General features: G+C 68.4%; 17 protein-coding genes. 8 read left to right on the forward strand and 9 right to left on the reverse strand.

Annotated features, from left to right (window positions below):
• Positions 1–86: 86 nt before the first annotated feature.
• Positions 87–410, forward strand: coding sequence for a hypothetical protein (locus ACYSM9_RS17065; protein ID WP_461858144.1), 324 nt, complete (start codon positions 87–89; stop codon positions 408–410).
• 45 nt (positions 411–455) lie between these two features.
• Here the strand turns inward: ACYSM9_RS17065 and ACYSM9_RS17070 are convergent, their stop codons facing one another.
• The 7 genes from ACYSM9_RS17070 to ACYSM9_RS17100 form a co-directional block, all read right to left on the reverse strand.
• The gene (locus ACYSM9_RS17070; RefSeq protein WP_461858145.1) at positions 456–785 is read right to left on the reverse strand and encodes a GNAT family N-acetyltransferase; all 330 of its coding nucleotides are present in this window, start codon (positions 783–785) and stop codon (positions 456–458) included.
• Positions 786–805: 20 nt separating this feature from the next.
• A complete protein-coding gene (locus tag ACYSM9_RS17075; RefSeq protein WP_461858146.1) occupies positions 806–2,137 on the reverse strand; it encodes an acyltransferase family protein in 1,332 nt (443 codons plus the stop codon).
• Between the two features lie 124 nt (positions 2,138–2,261).
• Positions 2,262–2,666 (reverse strand): DUF1304 domain-containing protein, encoded by a 405-nt coding sequence (locus ACYSM9_RS17080; protein ID WP_461858147.1) that lies wholly within the window; start codon positions 2,664–2,666, stop codon positions 2,262–2,264.
• A 44-nt stretch (positions 2,667–2,710) separates the two neighbouring features.
• The gene (locus ACYSM9_RS17085) at positions 2,711–3,574 is read right to left on the reverse strand and encodes a class II fructose-bisphosphate aldolase (RefSeq protein ID WP_461858148.1); all 864 of its coding nucleotides are present in this window, start codon (positions 3,572–3,574) and stop codon (positions 2,711–2,713) included.
• Entirely contained in the window at positions 3,574–5,040 is a 1,467-nt protein-coding gene (locus ACYSM9_RS17090; RefSeq protein ID WP_461858149.1) for a GntP family transporter, read from the reverse strand. Before ACYSM9_RS17090 ends, ACYSM9_RS17085 begins: the two co-directional genes overlap by 1 nt.
• 161 nt (positions 5,041–5,201) lie before the next feature.
• Entirely contained in the window at positions 5,202–6,101 is a 900-nt protein-coding gene (locus ACYSM9_RS17095; RefSeq protein WP_461858150.1) for an NAD(P)-dependent oxidoreductase, read from the reverse strand.
• Between the two features lie 20 nt (positions 6,102–6,121).
• Positions 6,122–7,633 (reverse strand): four-carbon acid sugar kinase family protein, encoded by a 1,512-nt coding sequence (locus tag ACYSM9_RS17100; RefSeq protein ID WP_461858151.1) that lies wholly within the window; start codon positions 7,631–7,633, stop codon positions 6,122–6,124.
• Between the two features lie 171 nt (positions 7,634–7,804).
• Here ACYSM9_RS17100 and ACYSM9_RS17105 point away from each other — a divergent pair, with 171 nt between their 5' ends.
• Both ACYSM9_RS17105 and ACYSM9_RS17110 read left to right on the forward strand, forming a co-directional pair.
• Complete coding sequence (locus ACYSM9_RS17105) at positions 7,805–8,509, forward strand: FadR/GntR family transcriptional regulator (protein ID WP_461858152.1); 705 nt, start codon at positions 7,805–7,807, stop codon at positions 8,507–8,509.
• 127 nt (positions 8,510–8,636) lie between these two features.
• On the forward strand, positions 8,637–8,849 hold the full coding sequence (locus ACYSM9_RS17110) for a dodecin (RefSeq protein WP_461858153.1): 213 nt from the start codon (positions 8,637–8,639) through the stop codon (positions 8,847–8,849).
• A 90-nt stretch (positions 8,850–8,939) separates the two neighbouring features.
• On the opposite strand, the gene ACYSM9_RS17115 is transcribed toward ACYSM9_RS17110, so the two are convergent.
• Together ACYSM9_RS17115 and ACYSM9_RS17120 are read right to left on the reverse strand one after the other, a co-directional pair.
• Positions 8,940–9,146 (reverse strand): hypothetical protein, encoded by a 207-nt coding sequence (locus tag ACYSM9_RS17115; RefSeq protein WP_461858154.1) that lies wholly within the window; start codon positions 9,144–9,146, stop codon positions 8,940–8,942.
• Positions 9,147–9,277: 131 nt separating this feature from the next.
• Positions 9,278–10,201: a helix-turn-helix domain-containing protein gene (locus ACYSM9_RS17120; RefSeq protein WP_461858155.1), complete on the reverse strand. Its 924-nt coding sequence runs from the start codon at positions 10,199–10,201 to the stop codon at positions 9,278–9,280.
• Positions 10,202–10,396: 195 nt separating this feature from the next.
• Between ACYSM9_RS17120 and ACYSM9_RS17125 the strand changes: the two genes are divergently transcribed.
• From ACYSM9_RS17125 to ACYSM9_RS17145, 5 genes are all read left to right on the forward strand, one after another.
• Positions 10,397–11,218 (forward strand): aldo/keto reductase, encoded by an 822-nt coding sequence (locus ACYSM9_RS17125; protein WP_461858156.1) that lies wholly within the window; start codon positions 10,397–10,399, stop codon positions 11,216–11,218.
• 34 nt (positions 11,219–11,252) lie between these two features.
• Complete coding sequence (locus tag ACYSM9_RS17130) at positions 11,253–12,224, forward strand: aldo/keto reductase (protein WP_461858157.1); 972 nt, start codon at positions 11,253–11,255, stop codon at positions 12,222–12,224.
• Entirely contained in the window at positions 12,218–13,243 is a 1,026-nt protein-coding gene (locus ACYSM9_RS17135; RefSeq protein WP_461858158.1) for an NAD-dependent epimerase/dehydratase family protein, read from the forward strand. Before ACYSM9_RS17130 ends, ACYSM9_RS17135 begins: the two co-directional genes overlap by 7 nt.
• A gap of 85 nt (positions 13,244–13,328) precedes the next feature.
• The gene (locus ACYSM9_RS17140; protein ID WP_461858159.1) at positions 13,329–14,051 is read left to right on the forward strand and encodes a TetR family transcriptional regulator; all 723 of its coding nucleotides are present in this window, start codon (positions 13,329–13,331) and stop codon (positions 14,049–14,051) included.
• A gap of 153 nt (positions 14,052–14,204) precedes the next feature.
• The gene (locus tag ACYSM9_RS17145; RefSeq protein WP_461858171.1) at positions 14,205–15,455 is read left to right on the forward strand and encodes an acyl-CoA dehydrogenase family protein; all 1,251 of its coding nucleotides are present in this window, start codon (positions 14,205–14,207) and stop codon (positions 15,453–15,455) included.
• Positions 15,456–15,463 lie beyond the last annotated feature (8 nt).

Consider the following 15,463-nt stretch of genomic DNA (forward strand, 5'->3'; position numbering starts at 1 on the left):
TATGGGGCAAATGAACCTCCGCAAGCAGTTCGCGGCGGGGCTGCCGACGACGGCGGTTCCGTGAAGGAAGCCCAGGGAAGAACATGATGAGCACCGCAACCGAAGACCAGCTGACAGCGCCTGGGGAGCGCAGCGATATGGCCGAGCGCCTTGTGACCGCCTCCGTGCCCGTGGACGCAGGGCTGCTGGTCACCCTGAGTTCGCGCATGCATTGCCGCACCCCCATGGAGCGTGTGGACCACGGCGAACTGCCGGTCCGCCAGCCCGTCTACGTCGACGGGACGTCCGTGGTTGCGCTCCATGCCGGATCGGTGCCCGAAAGCGTAACCACCTACCGTTGCGCCTGTGGCTTTACGATCGATGACCCGGGGATCGGAGTTGCCGCCACCGGGCAGGCCCTGGCCAGCTAGCTCCTGCGCGCCGGCAGGGCTCCCCGGGACAGCGCGCTGCCAGGGTCAGCGCTCCGGCCAGTCAACGAACTGTTCGTAGCCTTCGTGCTTGCGAAGGTAGCTGGACATGAACGGGCAGTGCGGGATGATCCGCTTGCCGGTGGCCACCACGTCGTCCAGGGCAAAGTGCGCCAGGACCCGGGCCAGGCCCCGGCCCTCGAAGTCCTTGCCTGTTTCGGTGTGCGTGAAGTCGATGTGTCCGGGCAGGTCGCGGAAGAAGGCCCGGACGGCGAGCGTGCCGTCCACCAGCAGCTCATAGCGGTGGTGCGCGTCGTTGCGCCGCAGGGAAACGTTGGCGGTGAACTCATCCTCTGTGGACGTGCTGTTCTCGGTCATGGTTTGACACTGGCACTACTTCACCCCGCTGGCAATGCCCCCGCTCCCGCGCCCGCGTCCGCCGCAGGCCGGGGCCCATGCATCCGGCGGCGGAGCGGGAAGCCGCCCAGCAACAGGATGGCCACCGTGAAGCACAGTGCCCCGGCAGCGAGCAGCCCCAGCGAGAGTCCGCTGAGTGCGGCGTCCGCCACCGGGAGGAAAACCACCACGACAGCGGCCCCCGCTGTGGCGGGCCGGCAGCGGCGGGCGTGCGGGGCCGCCGGACGTTCCTCCAGGCGGCCGAACGCAAGGGCCACCGGCAGCAGCAGGAGGACCAGTGCGAGGACCACCACCGGCCGTGACCACCACCATTCCGGTGACCCGGCGGCCGGTTTGTATACCGGCGTGAGCAGCAGCAGCCCGGACATCCCCGCCAGCAGCGGCAGGTGCCACAGGTAGACCGTCAGCGACCGGCCGCCCGCCAGCGCCAGCAGCCGCTGCACCCAGCGCACACCCGCCAGCGGGGCCAGTGCCGGCCGGGCAAGCTCCATGGCTGCCAGCTGGGAGACGCCGAGCAGGAGCAGTGTCAGGTTGGGCGGGTTGAGGTTCACCAGCATGTTGCCCGTGTACAGCCCCAGGCCGGTGACGAGGCCGAGGCCGAGGTTCGCGGCCACGGCCAGGCCGAGCAGCCCGGAGCGGGAAAGCCTGGAAAAGTGGCCGTCGGCGGCCAGGAAGCCCAGCTGCTGCACGGCGCACCACACAAACACCAGGTTGGCGTTCGCGAGGGCGGGCAGCGCGCCCCGCAGGCAGTCCACGGCCACCACCAGGGCCGTCAGCAGGCCGAGCGCCAGCCAGGGTGCCCGGGCGTGCAGCGCGGCCAGGACCGGGATGTTCAGCTGCGCGGCAAGGTAGGCGGCCAGGAACCACAGCGGCATTGCCGCGCCCGCGGCCATCAGCTGGATGACCTGGCGGTCCACCCCCAGCAGCGCGGCAATTTCCAGGCCCAGCACCATGACGGCGAGCAGGGCGGTGGCGGGCAGGACCATGCGCAGCAGCCTGGCCCGGATGAACTGGGCCGCGGTTCCGCCGCTTTGCCGCAGCCGCCGCCAGGACTGGAGGCCCGTGATGCCGCCGGTGACGAAGAAGAGGGGCATCACCATGAAGATCCAGATGACGGGCACGAACCAGTCCTGCACGGCGAGCGTGTTTTCGGTGGTCACCGTTCCGTCCGGGTGCAGTACCGGGCTGACCATCATGGAGTGCCCCACCACCACCAGGGCGAGGCAGGCGAAGCGGACAAGGTCGATGGCCGGATCCCGTCCGTTCCCCGGATCCGGCCCGCTGACCGTCCCCCGCTTGCTGGCGCTGCCCACGGTGGGACCTACTGAGACCTGCTGCTGCCCACAGCACTATTCTGCCCCCGCCAAGGGCGCTGTCCATGGTCTTTCGCCCCGATCCTCCGGCTCCGGCCACGCCCCGTCCGCACCGGACGGACAGTCAGGACAGTACTGCCGCCAGCCCGAGCACGACGGCGAGCAGCGGCAGGGTGCCCTGGGTTGCGGCGGCGCGGAGGTACTTCCGCCCGGTAGCAGCCAGGACGGCGGCGGCCAGGAGCATGGACCCGCAGCTGCTGAAGATCAGGGTCCAGCCGGCCACGGCCTGCGGCGATCCGTGCCCGCCGAAGGCCACCAGTCCGGTCCCGGCAAAGGCCCCGATGGCAAGGAAGAGGTTGTAGAAGCCCTGGTTGTAGGCCATCGGCCTGGTGGTCTCGGCGTCGGCCTGGGATGCCACCCCGAACCGCTTCCATGTGGTGGGCCTGGTCCAGGTCATCGACTCCATGCTGAAGATGTAGACGTGGAGCGCGGCGGCCAGGAAGGCAAAAAGAAGGGAGGCCAGGATCATTGCTTGATCCTAGCCTCCCGGGTGGCGGCCGTCAGGCCGTGCCGCTACCGTGCCAGCGTGGCCAGCGTGGCGGATGCGAAGTCCTTTGCCGAGGTGTTCCACCGGCCCAGCAGGCCCTGCAGGTTCTCGCCGTCAGCGCGGTGGGCGGCAAGCTGGTCCTGGAGGGTCGCCAGCACGCCGGTCCGCAGTTCGGTGTTGAAGTTCACCTTGCCCACGTTCATGGCGGCTGCCTTGACCAGTTCTTCGGCGGGGATGCCCGAGGCGCCGTGCAGCACCAGCGGGATGTGGGTCCGCACCGCGATATCCTGCAGCACGTCCCAGCGCAGCCGGGGCTCGCCCTTGTACTTGCCGTGGACGTTCCCCACGGCCACGGCCAGCAGCTGCGCCCCGGTGCGGGAGACGAAATCCTCCACCTGGGCGGAATCGGTCAAACCTGCCACGTCGACGCCGGACTGGCCTGCGGGCTGGTCTGCACCAAAGGCGCGGTCCTCGTCACCGGCCAGGCCGCCGAGTTCGGCTTCGAGGACCACCTCCGGGCCCAGCAGGGCGCGTGCCGCCAGGACCAGCGCAACATTGTCCTCGTAAGGAAGGGATGAACCGTCGGCGAGGACCGAATCCGCCCCCGCCGCGACGGCGTCGGCCATCACCTTCAGGTCGCCGGCGTGGTCAAGCTGCACGGCGACGGGAACGGCCGCCGCGTCGGCGAGGCCGCGCAGGGCCGCGATCAGCCGCAGCCCGTTCGCCGTGGCGGCTGTCCTGGGTGCCACCAGCAGGATGGCTCCCCGGCCGGATTCCTCGGCGGCGCCCACCACGGCCAGCGCGGTGGTGAAGTCGTAGCAGGTGAAGGCGGGTACCGCGGAGCCGTGCTGCAGGGCGGCGGTGACCAGGTGGTCCAATCGGGTACGCATCAGGCGCCCAGGCCTCCCACCAGGATCCACGCCACCGAGGTGAGCAGGAACCCGGCCACGCCCAGGATGGTGGTCAGCACAGTCCAGGTCTTCAGGCCGTCCGGGACGGTGAGGCCGTAGTAGCGGACCACCACCCAGAAGCCGGCGTCCGTGACGTGCGAGAGTCCCAGGGCGCCGAAGCCGATGGCGATCACGATCACCGCGATCTGCGCCGGGGTGTAACCGCCGCTGCTGACGGCAGCGGAGAGCAGGCCGGTGGTGGTCACGATGGCCACGGTGGCGGAACCCTGGGCGGCGCGCAGGGCCAGCGAGATGATGAAGCCGAGCAGCAGCAGGGGCACACCCAGCGTGTCCAGGGTCTTGGACAGCGCCGACCCGATGCCGGACACCTGCAGCACGTTGCCGAACACGCCGCCGGCGGCAACCACCATCAGGATGGAGGCAATGGGCGGGAGGGATCCTTCGAAGATTTCACCGGTTTCCTTGAACGACCAGCCGCGGCGGACCGCCAGCAGGAAGAAGGACAGTGCCACGGCCACCAGCAGTGCAAGGAACGGGTTGCCGATGAAGGCGGCCAGGCCGTACCAGGGGTTGGCCTTGGGGAGGATGAGGGTGCCGGCGGTGCCCAGGAGGATCTGGACGATCGGAGCGGCGATGAGGAAGATGATCAGTCCCGGGCGCGGGGGTGCGATGGCGGCGGCACCGGGGCCGTCGTGGCCAACCTTGACGAGCGAGTCGGAGCCGAACTCCTCAACCTGGGCCTTCACGGCCGGGAGCAGTTCGTAGTCCTTGCGGTTCATGATGGACGCCACCCAGTAGGACAGGAAGCCCAGCGGGATGCAGATCAGGAGCGAGATCAGGGCGATCAGTCCGATGTCGGCGCCGAGGACGCCGGCGCCGGCCACGATGCCCGGGTGCGGCGGGACAGCCACGTGGATGGCGAGCATGATGCCGGCCATCGGCAGGCCGAACTTCACCGGGTGCACCTTGGCGATCTTGGCGAAGGCGTACACGATAGGCACCAGCACGATGATGCCGACTTCGAAGAAGACGGGGATGGCCACGAGGAAGCCAACAGCGGTCAGCGCCACGGCCACGCGGCGGGCGCCGAGCTTGCGGGTGAAGTGGTCCGCGAGGGACTGCACGCCGCCGGACACCTCGATCATCCGGCCGAGCACGGCGCCGAGGGCGATCAGGATGGCCACCTTGCCCATGGTGCCGCCCACGCCGCTGGAGACGACGGTGAAGATGTCCTGCAGCGGGATGGTGGCGGCAACGGCCACCAGGATGCTGACCGTCAGCAGGGCCACGAAGGCCTGGATCTTGAAGCGGATGATCATCACCAGCAGGACGGCGATGCCGACGGCTGCGATGGTGAGCAGCAGCGGGGTGCCCAGCTCAACGGCGGGCTTGATGGCCGGGGCGTCGGCCGCCCGCTGGATCAGCGGACTTATCAGATGGTTCACAGGGGGTTGTCTCCTTTGACGTGCCGGGCCCGGGGCAGGACGGCATGACGGAATGGCGGGGTGGGGATCAACGTTGCGGGAGGGACTGCGCCGGCAACGATGGGAGGTACGACGACGGCGGAGGGGGGACCGCCGTCGTCGTACCTTTTTGGGGGGAAGGCTTACTTGGTGCGCTTGGCGGGCGCGACGACCTTGATGACGGCGGAGTCGTCGGCGGCGGCGAGGCCCTGGGCCTGGCCCAGGAGGTAGAGCTGCTCGGCGGCGGCGGCAACCGGGGCCGCGAGGCCGGCGGCGCGGGTGGCCTTGCCCACGATGCCCATGTCCTTGACGAAGATGTCCAGGCGGGACAGGACTTCGGCGCCTTCCCCGTTGTACGCCTCCAGGATGCGGGGGCCGCGGTTGGAGAGCATGAAGGAGCCGGCGGCGCCCGCTTCGAGGGCGGCGAGGGTCTTGGCCTGGTCCAGTCCCAGGGCGTCGGCCAGGGCCAGGGCCTCGGCGGCGGCCGCGATGTGCACGCCGCACAGCAGCTGGTTGACGGTCTTCAGGGCCTGGCCGTCGCCGGGGTTGTCGCCCACCACGGTGAGGGTGGAGGCGAGCAGGTCCAGGGCGGGCGCTGCCTTTTCGCGGGCTTCGGGGGACGCGCCGACGACGATCAGCAGGTCGCCTTCGCCGGCGCGCTTGGGGCCGCCGGAGAGCGGGGCGTCCACGAGGTCCACGCCGTATTCAGCCAGCTTGGCGACCGTGGCGGGGATGGCGTCGGTGCCCACGGTGCTGCCGAGGATGACGACGGCGCCGGGCTCGAGGACGGACGCCACGCCGTTTTCGCCGAAGAGGACGTCGTTGAGCTGCTCGCCGTTGCGGACGGCCAGGAGCACGGCGTCGGCACCCTTGGCGGCCTCGCGGGCGCTGCCGAAGGTGGCGATCCCGGCTTCGCGGGCGAGCTCAAGGCGCGGCTCGGCGATGTCGAAGCCGTGAACGGTGAGCTTGGACGCCAGGCGGGTGGCCATGGGCAGGCCCATGGCGCCGAGGCCCAGGACGGTGACGGTGTAGTTGCTGGTCATGGTGTTTCTCCGTTGAATTTCTAGAAAATGTTGCTGAGCTTGCGGGTGACCTGGGCGAGGGAGTCGTCGTCGCCGACGTTGCCGGCGAACACGATGTAGGGGATGCCCTTGGCGGGGCCGTCCACGGGCTCCCAGAGGGAGACGATGCCGGGCAGCATGGGGCCGCGGACGATGCCGTGGCGGATTTCCAGGCCGTGGGCGGCGACGTCGGAGGAGGTGATGCCGCCCTTGGCGATGACGAACCGCGGCGGGAAGGTCTTCAGGGTGCGGTTGACGACGTCGACGACGGCAGCGGACACGGTGCGTGCGATCCGCAGGCTTTCGGCGGGGTCGTCGGTCTTGATGAGCAGGCGGCTGGTGTGGACGATGACGTCGCCGCCGCGGAGGGCTTCGACGACGGCGTCCACGGTCTGGTCGAGGTGCGCGGCGGCACCAGTTTCGTCGGCGAGGAGTTTCTCGACGTCGATCTCGATGATGCTTGCGGAGCTGTGCTCAGCGGTGAGGACGTTCAGCTGCCGGGTGGTGAGGCCAACGTGCGAACCCACCACGATCAGGCCGCCGGCCTCGGACGGGGTGTTGCCTGCGTATGCCTCGTCGGAGGTCAGCGCGGTGCGGACTTCCTGGCCGATGCGGCCGCGGACGAACGGCGGGCCAACGCGGTAGAGGAGCTTCTTGCCGCGGCGTTCGGCTTCCTCCAGGCCCAAGGCGAGTGCGCGGAAGTCGTTCTCGGTGACGATGTCGGCCACGATGGGGGTCGAGTCGGTGGCCGGCTCAATGGCGTCGGCGATGGCCTTGGCGGAGATGGCCGGGGCCTGGGCGGACGCCCCGGCGCGGATGATGTTCAGGTCCAGGACAATGACGGACTCTGCGGGGAACCGGCCCTGCGACTTTTCTGCGACGTAGTCCGCCATGACGGAGGTGCTGAAGCCAAAGGTGGCGTCCTTGGCGAACTCGGTCTCGGAGACGGGAACCAGGGTGCCCGCAACGTCCCCGGTGCCGCGCATGTAGTGCACGCCGCCGATGGTGACCCGGCCGGCGTCGGGGAATGCCGGGACCAGGACCACGCCGTCGGTCTTCTCCCCCGCGGCCTCGGCGACCGTGGCGGCGATGACGTCCGGCTCCAGCGGGTAGTGGCCGCGGAGCGTGGAGTCGCTGCGGCTTACGAAACCGAGTCGAAGACTGGAACCGGCGGCATCGGGCGATCCTGCGGCGGCAAGGGCGTTGCGGACCACTTCCTCGTTGCGTGCGGCGGCCTCGGCCGGATCAAGGCTGCGGGTGTTGGTGAGCACGTACACGGCGGGCTTGGCGGCGCTCTGCGCGATGTGGCCAAAGGCCCAGGTGAAGTCCTCGACGTCCCACCTGGTAAGCACGGGCAGGTCCGCCACGGACTGCGTTCCGGTGGGGTCGTCGTCGAGCACTACCAGGACGCGGGGAACCTCCGCGTTGGAAGCGGCCAGGGTGCTGGCCACGAGCCCGGCCGGGATCTCGAGTTCTGCGGGATAGGCGGCCAGAAGGTCTGCTTCATGCGTCACAGTGCACTCCGTTGTGTAGCGATCCGGAATCGGATCCTGGTGTAAAGGTAACTGTAAGATGTCTGACATCTTGCATTTGAATGTTAGTGTGGCACACAGCATAAAGACGCGCAAGTAGACTTGTCTGACATATCCGCCGGGCGGAAGCCGGGAGCAGGAAGCGGGGGAACCATGGCAAGGAAATCGCTGGTCGGCATCGTGGCCGACGAGCTGCTGGACCGCATCATCGAAGGCGAGTTTCCGCCGGGGGCCACGGTGCCCGGGGAGCATGAACTCAGCGCCCGCCATGAGGTCAGCCGGATGACGGTCCGCGAAGCGATGAAGACACTGCAGGCCCAGCAGATCCTGAGCGTGGAGCGGGGCCGGGGCACGTTCGTGAACCCGCTCAGCCGCTGGACCTCGCTTGAAGCGGTCCTGCGCGCCGCATCCGAGGGCAAGAATGACGCCGATGCCTCCATCCAGCTCATCGAACTGCGCCGCATGCTCGAGACCGGCGCCTGCGAACTGGCCGCCGGACGGATCTCGGAAGAGGACATCCAGTCCCTGTTCGCCTACGTCTCGGCCATGAAGGCTGCCCACAGCATCAACGACGTCGCGGCCTTCGTGGAGGCGGACCTGGCTTTCCATGACGTAATCCTGCGGGCCTCCGGCAACGTTTTCGTCTCCGTCCTGTTCGAGCCGCTGCACCGCGTGCTGGAGAAGCGCCGGACCGAAACGTCAGCTGTCCCCGCGATCCAGGAACACGCCATCGGGCACCACCAGAGCATCGCGGACGCCCTGGAGTCCCGGGACGCCGTCCGGTCACGCGAAGCGATGGACCTGCACATGCAGCAGACCCTGGACGACCTGAAGAACCTGGTGCTGGAGGCCAAGTAGCCGCTCCCGGGGAGTGCCCCCGCGACGCCGCGCAATGCACCGAAGGGTCTGGCCAACGTTCGTGCAGTCCTACTAGGCTTCAGGAACGGCCCGCAACCGGGAGCATCGACGATCACGAGGAGCGAAGTTGTCCAACCACACGTACAGCATTTCTGAAATTGTCGGCACCTCCACCGAGGGCGTGGACGACGCTGTCCGCAACGGCATTGCCAAGGCATCCCAGACCCTGCGGAACCTCGACTGGTTCGAGGTGAAGGAAATCCGCGGCCACCTGGAGGAGGGCAAGATCGCGGACTGGCAGGTGACCATCAAGATCGGCTTCCGGCTCGAAGAGCACTGACCCGGGACAGAACCCAAGCCTGAAAACCGACCCGCAGCCAACGCGCTTCAACGGCGCTGGCTGCGGGTCGGTTCTGTTTGTGGGCGGGGCCTAGTTCGCCGTGCCGGGGCTGCGGCGGCGCCAGACCGTGGGGACGCCGTCGAACGTGGGAAAGACGTGGCCCTCGAAGAAGGAGAGCACGGTATGCGGATCAAGTTCCGGACTCCACAGGCCGGACGCCGGGCAGTGCGAACCGGTGGCAGTGGACACGGCGCCGGCGGACGCCTGGCGCTCCTTCAGCAGGGCGATGCGTTTCATCGTTGAGACCATCCTTGGTGAGCTTGTTTCTCCAGCCTAGGAAGGGAGGGCCCCACAGCCAATGGGCGGCTGGCCAGAATTGGTCACCTGCTCTGGACAAATGTACAGAAGGCCTGTTGATGCGGCGACGGCTACTCCCTGCGGCCGCCGTCGAGGGCCGCGGTGGTGCCGCGTTCCGGCGCACTGTGCGGCGCGTTGTCTGGCGCGGTTTCCGGCGCAGCACCCAGGCTGCCCAGCAGGGCCAGGGCATCCGACGACGGCGACCCCGGCCGCGCGGAATACACCCGCAGCGTCTGGTCGGGGTCCTCGGGGAGGACGAGGTTTTCAAAGTTCAGTTCCAGGTCGCCCACGGCCGGGTGGTGCAGCCTGACGGTTCCGGCCGAGCGGGTGGCCACCCGGTGGCCCGCCCACCATTGCCGGAAGTGTTCACTGTGGACCGCCAGCTCCCCTACCAGCTGGTTCGCCTGCGGATCATTGGGGTGGCGCCCCACGTCCAGCCGGAGCGAGCCCGTGGCTTCCGCGGCCACGGTTTTCCAGTCGCGGAAGAGCCCGCGGGCCGCCGGGTCGAGGATGGTCCACCGGACAAGGTTCCGCTCGGCGGCCGGCAGCGCGGTGAAGTCCGTGAACAGCAGGAAGGCCATCCGGTTGCCGGCCAGCACGTCGCTGCGCCTGCCCAGCACCATGGCCGGGACATCGCCCACGGCATCGAGGAGCTGGCGCAGCGCGGGACGGACCCCCTGGGCAGTTGCAGCGCCGGCCTCGCGGGGCGAACCGGCACAGTTTTCCAGCAGGTCCAGCATGTGCGCGTGTTCGCTGCTGTCCAGGCGCAAGGCCCGCGACACCGCATCCAGGACGGTCCGGGACGGGTGGATGTTCCGGCCCTGCTCCAGCCGGACGTAGTAGTCGGTGCTGACTCCCGCCAGCCGCGCCACCTCCTCCCGCCGCAGGCCGGGAACCCGGCGCGACGAGGTGACCGGGCCGGTTCCCGCAACGTCAGGACTCAGCCGCGAGCGCATGGCTTTGAGGAACTTTCCGAATTCGGCGCTTTGACCCATGGGGTCCATTCTGCCTGCCGCGCGGGCCATGCACTACAACGAAGGTAGGACTGGCGGTCCTAGGAAAAGCAGGATCAGCCTTGCCTGCTGACTTGGCCGCGAAAAGTGCATAGGCTCAGGAGTGAGCCAGCGGAAACCGCTTTCTCCTGTCGAGCATCCGGCACCTTTCCAGCACCACCTTTCAAGGAGCACCCCATGTCAGAGCTGACATTGAACAACGGCGTGACCATTCCCCAGCTTGGCTTCGGCGTTTTCCAGGTCGCACCGGAAGACACGCAGCGCACGGTGGAGGACGCCCTCGAGGCCGGCTACCGCCACATCGACACTGCGGCCGCCTACCGCAATGAGGCAGGCGTCGGGGCGGCACTGGCGGCCACCGGCATCGCCCGCGAGGACATCTTCATCACCACCAAGCTCCGGAACGGCGAACAGGGCAGGGCCCAGGAGGCGTTCCAGAACAGCCGGAAGGCGCTGGGCCTGGACTTCATCGATCTCTACCTCATCCACTGGCCCGTGCCGTCGCAGGGGCTGTTCACCCAGGCCTGGAAGGAGATGGAGCGGCTGTACGACAACAAGGAGATCCGCGCCATCGGCGTCTCCAACTTCCTGTCCGACCACCTGGACACCCTGCTGGAGTCCGCCGAAACCGTCCCCGCCGTCAATCAGATCGAACTGCACCCCAGCTACCAGCAGGCGGACCTGGCCGCCAAGTGCCGCGGCCTGGGCATTGCCGTGGAGGCCTACAGCCCGCTGGGCCAGGGCGGCGACCTCAACGGAAACGCCGTCACCTCAATCGCGGACGCACACAACGCCACCACGGCCCAAGTGGTCCTTGCCTGGCACCTGGCCCAGGGAAACATCGTCATCCCCAAGTCCGTGAACCCGGACCGGATCAGGGAAAACTTCGCGGCGTCGTCCCTGGCACTGTCCGACGATGAACTGGCCGCCATCACCGCACTGGAATCCGGCGCCCGCATTGGGTCCGATCCCGCCGTCGCCTCCTTTACCCAGATGTAGGTTTCGACAAGCCCAACCACCGGAAGGATCTTCAATGCAGTACACCCACCTGGGCCGTTCCGGCCTGAAAGTCTCCCGCCTTTGCCTGGGCACCATGAACTTCGGTCCGCAGACCGAAGAGGCGGACGCGCACAGCATCATGGACTCTGCCCACGAAAACGGCATCAACTTCTTCGACACCGCCAACGTCTACGGCGGCGCCGAACGCCGCGGCTGGACCGAGGAAATCATCGGCCGCTGGTTCGCCAAGGGCGGCGAGCGCCGCGAACACACGGTGCTGGCCACCAAGCTGTACGGCACCATGACGGACCGGCCCAACGAATCCAAGCTCTCCGCACTGAACATCCGGCGGGCACTGGACGCCAGCCTCAAGCGGCTGCAGACGGACTACATCGACGTCTACCAGTTCCACCACATCGACCGGGACACCCCGTGGGACGAGATATGGCAGGCCATCGAAGTGGCTGTCCAGCAGGGCAAGATCCTCTACTCGGGCAGCAGCAACTTCGCCGGCTGGCACATCGCCCAGGCGCAGGAAGCCGCCCGGCGGCGGAACTACACCGGCCTGGTCAGCGAGCAGTCCATCTACAACCTGTTCATGCGCCAGGTGGAGCTCGAGGTCATTCCGGCAGCACAGCAGTACGGGCTGGGCCTCATCCCCTGGTCGCCCCTGCAGGGCGGACTCCTGGGCGGCGTGCTGAAGAAGGAACGCGACGGCGTGCGCCGCACCGAGGGCCGTGCGGCGGAAACCCTGAAGAAGCACCAGGACCAGATCCGCCAGTATGAGGACTTTGCCGACGAACTGGGCCACGAGCCAGGAGATGTTGCCCTGGCGTGGCTGCTCCACCAGCCCGCCGTCACCGCGCCGATCGTGGGCCCGCGCACGCAGGAACAGCTGGACGCCGCCATCCGCGCCCTCGATGTCACGCTCGACGCGGACGCCCTGAAGCGGCTCGACGACATCTTCCCCGGCCACCGGACGGCACCGGAAGACTACGCGTGGTAGCCCATTCCGGGAGCGCCGATACGGTGGCGCCGCGGAACATCCTCTTCATCGGGGGTACCGGGGTCATCAGCGCGGCGGCGGCAGAGCACGCCGTCGCGCTGGGCCACCGGCTGACCATCGTGAACCGGGGCCAGTCCACGAGGCCCGTACCGGAGGGCGCGGAGGTCCTGCACGCGGACATCCGCGACGCGGCGGCGGTCCGCAGGGTGCTGGCCGGAAGGACGTTCGACGCCGTCGCAGACTTCATCTCCTACACCCCGGACCAGGCGCAGGCCGGCATGGACCTGTTCCGGGACACGACAGGGCAGTACGTCTTCATCAGCTCCGCCTCCGCCTACCAGAAGCCGCCCACCCGGCTGCCCATCCTGGAGTCCACGCCGCTGAAGAACCCGTTCTGGCAGTATTCCCGCAACAAGATCGCCTGCGAGGAACTGCTGTTCCGGGCATACCGCGAGGAGGATTTTCCGGTGACGGTGGTGCGGCCGTCGCACACCTACGACCGCACCAAGATCGCCATGGTGGGCGGCTGGACCGACATCCACAGGATACGTGCCGGGCTCCCGGTCATGGTCCACGGCGACGGGACCTCGTTGTGGACCCTCACGCACAGCCGCGACTTCGCCAAGGCGTTCGTGGGGCTGCTCGGACGGCCCCAGGCCGTGGGCGAGAGCTACACCATCACCTCGGACGAGTACCTCCCCTGGAACCAGATCTACCGGCTCTTCGCGAGGGCCGCCGGTGTGGCGGAGCCGGAGCTGGTGCACGTGGCGTCCGAAACCATCGCCGCCCACGATGAAGAGCTGGGCTCCAACCTCCTGGGCGACCGGTCCCACTCGGTGGTCTTCGACAACACCAAGATCAAGTCGCTGGTCCCGTCCTACGTCGCGACGATTCCCTTCGCCGACGGCGCCCGCGAAATCGTGCAGTGGTTCGACAGCCACCCCGGGCTGCAGCAGGTTGACGGGGACTACATGCAACTGTCCGACAAGCTGACCGGCTGGGCCCGCAGGGGCGCATAGGGGGCGGGGACGGCCAGCGGGGCCGGCTCCGTCCAGTCAGGGCACGCCCAGGGAGGACCCCGGGGCTTGTGCTACATTTCGGCGCATGATTGCCAACGCCCCGCGCCGCCATACCGACGACCCCGTGGCCGCGGCGATCGGGCTGCTGGCGGCGCAGGGTTTCGACGCCACGTCCGTCGAGGAGCTGGCAGAGGCCGCGGGAATGAGCCGCAGCACCTTCTTCCGGAAGTTCGGGTCGAAGGAGGACGTTGTCTTCGCGGACCACGAACGGATCCTCAGCCAGGTGAACGGCCAGCTCGCGGACGCCACCCAGGACCCGTTGGCAGCGGTTGCCGACGCGGCCCTGCTCGTGTTCAACCACCACCTGCGGAACCCCGAAACCTCGCGCGCCAGGTACCGGCTCATGCAGGCGGTCCCGGCCCTCCGGGACCGCGAGCTGGTGACGTCCCACCGGTATGAGCGCGCGTTCCATCAGCACCTGCTGGACAAGCTGCCCGACGACGGCGGGCGGGAACACACGGCAGTGGCCTTCGCGGCGTCGGTGGTTGCGGTGCACAACGCCTTCCTCCGCCAGTGGCTGCGGACCGCCCCGGCAGCGGCAGGCGACGCTTCCCGCAGAGGCCGGGAAGAGGACAGGGATGCGGCAGCATCCCTGTCCTCCGAGCTGCAGGCCCTGTCCCGGATGTTCCGACCAGCGCTGCTGGGGCGCGGCCGCGCAGCCCAGCCGCCCACCGTCGTCGTAACCGTGCTGGCCGGTGCCGCTGACAAGGAAGCCATTGCGCGGGCGGTCCGCGACGCACTGCCGTAGGAGGATCCCGCCCTTGGTACTGAGTTTCTTGACGCGTGACTGAGTTTCAGTGCATTCTTGATCGATGTGGCGCGAGCCACATCTTCCGCCCGGCTGGGTGCCAGGACTTCAGCCGAGGATTAAGCCAAGGATCCAGAGGACGAAAACATGACGATGACGTCGACCGGCCTGCCAGTAGCCGACGCCGCTTTGCCGGAGGGCTTTCCCGCGGGCACTGTTGAACCCGAGTACGTCGTCACCGAATCGCTGGGCACTGATCCCGCCTCCGTTTTCGCGGACCTCCGCGACGAGGACCGCGCCTACTGGGAGCGGGCGCGCAGCTTCGTCCAAACAGAGGTGCTCCCGGTCATCGACGGTTACTGGGAACGCGGCGAGTATCCCCTCCACCTGCTGGAGCGGCTCGGCCAGCAGGACCTGCTGCGCGACGGCGTTCCTGTCCCAGGCTTCGCGCCCATGAGCAGTATGGCCGCCGGGCTGGTGAACATGGAAATCAGCCGCGGGGACGGCTCCGTGGCCACCATGATCGCCGTCCAGGGCGGCCTGGCCCTCCGATCAATCGCTGAATGCGGCTCCGCGGCCCAGAAGGACCGCTGGCTGCCTGCTGTCGCCGGCGGAAAGGAATACGCCGCCTTCGCCCTGACCGAACCCACCCACGGCTCGGACTCAGTGGCCCTGGAATCCACCGCAACCCGGACAGATGGCGGCTTCCTGCTCAACGGTGAGAAGAAATGGATCGGCAACGGCTCGGTGGGCGGCGTCACCGTGGTGTGGGCGCGCGGCGAAGACGGCCAGGTGCACGGCTTCCTGGTGCCGCAGGACTCCCCCGGCTACACGGCAACGAAGATCGAGGGGAAGCTGGCGCTGCGCGCCATCTGGCAGGCCCATATCCGGCTCGAGAACGTCTTCGTCCCCGACGCGAATGTCCTTCCCGGGGCAAGCACCTTCAAGGACACCGCGCGCGTCCTGCTGGCGACCCGGCTCGGGGTGGCCTGGTCCGCCGTCGGACATGCCACGGCCTGCTACGAAACCGCCGTCCAGTACGCCGGGCAGCGGCACCAGTTCGGCCGGCCGCTGGCGGCCTCCCAGATCGTGCAGGAACGGCTGGCCCGGATGCTCAGCGAGCTCGCCACCATGCAGCTGATGGTGGTCCAGATGACGCGGCTGGACGAGGCCGGGTCGCTCACCCCCGAGCAAGCGTCGCTGGCGAAGTACACCTGCACCCGGACCGCCAGGGGCATCGCGTCCAACGCCCGCGACCTGCTGGGCGGCAACGGCATCCTGCTGGCAAACCGCGTGGCGCGCCACCTTGCCGACATCGAGGCCATCCATACCTACGAGGGCACCGAAACGATGCAGGCCCTCATCATCGGCCGCGGCATCACCGGCACGTCCGCCTTCGCCTAAGCCCAAGC

The organism is Arthrobacter sp. C152 (assembly GCF_054890965.1).

Excerpts from the sequence above, each read along its gene's own strand:
- ACYSM9_RS17070 (WP_461858145.1), bottom strand. The coding sequence starts at position 785 with ATGACCGAGAACAGCACGTCCACAGAGGATGAGTTCACCGCCAACGTT.
- ACYSM9_RS17120 (WP_461858155.1), bottom strand. The coding sequence starts at position 10,201 with ATGGGTCAAAGCGCCGAATTCGGAAAGTTCCTCAAAGCCATGCGCTCG.
- ACYSM9_RS17115 (WP_461858154.1), bottom strand. The coding sequence starts at position 9,146 with ATGAAACGCATCGCCCTGCTGAAGGAGCGCCAGGCGTCCGCCGGCGCC.
- ACYSM9_RS17125 (WP_461858156.1), top strand. The coding sequence starts at position 10,397 with ATGTCAGAGCTGACATTGAACAACGGCGTGACCATTCCCCAGCTTGGC.
- ACYSM9_RS17095 (WP_461858150.1), bottom strand. The coding sequence starts at position 6,101 with ATGACCAGCAACTACACCGTCACCGTCCTGGGCCTCGGCGCCATGGGC.
- ACYSM9_RS17140 (WP_461858159.1), top strand. The coding sequence starts at position 13,329 with ATGATTGCCAACGCCCCGCGCCGCCATACCGACGACCCCGTGGCCGCG.
- ACYSM9_RS17130 (WP_461858157.1), top strand. The coding sequence starts at position 11,253 with ATGCAGTACACCCACCTGGGCCGTTCCGGCCTGAAAGTCTCCCGCCTT.
- ACYSM9_RS17105 (WP_461858152.1), top strand. The coding sequence starts at position 7,805 with ATGGCAAGGAAATCGCTGGTCGGCATCGTGGCCGACGAGCTGCTGGAC.
- ACYSM9_RS17080 (WP_461858147.1), bottom strand. The coding sequence starts at position 2,666 with ATGATCCTGGCCTCCCTTCTTTTTGCCTTCCTGGCCGCCGCGCTCCAC.
- ACYSM9_RS17085 (WP_461858148.1), bottom strand. The coding sequence starts at position 3,574 with ATGCGTACCCGATTGGACCACCTGGTCACCGCCGCCCTGCAGCACGGC.
- ACYSM9_RS17065 (WP_461858144.1), top strand. The coding sequence starts at position 87 with ATGAGCACCGCAACCGAAGACCAGCTGACAGCGCCTGGGGAGCGCAGC.
- ACYSM9_RS17145 (WP_461858171.1), top strand. The coding sequence starts at position 14,205 with ATGACGTCGACCGGCCTGCCAGTAGCCGACGCCGCTTTGCCGGAGGGC.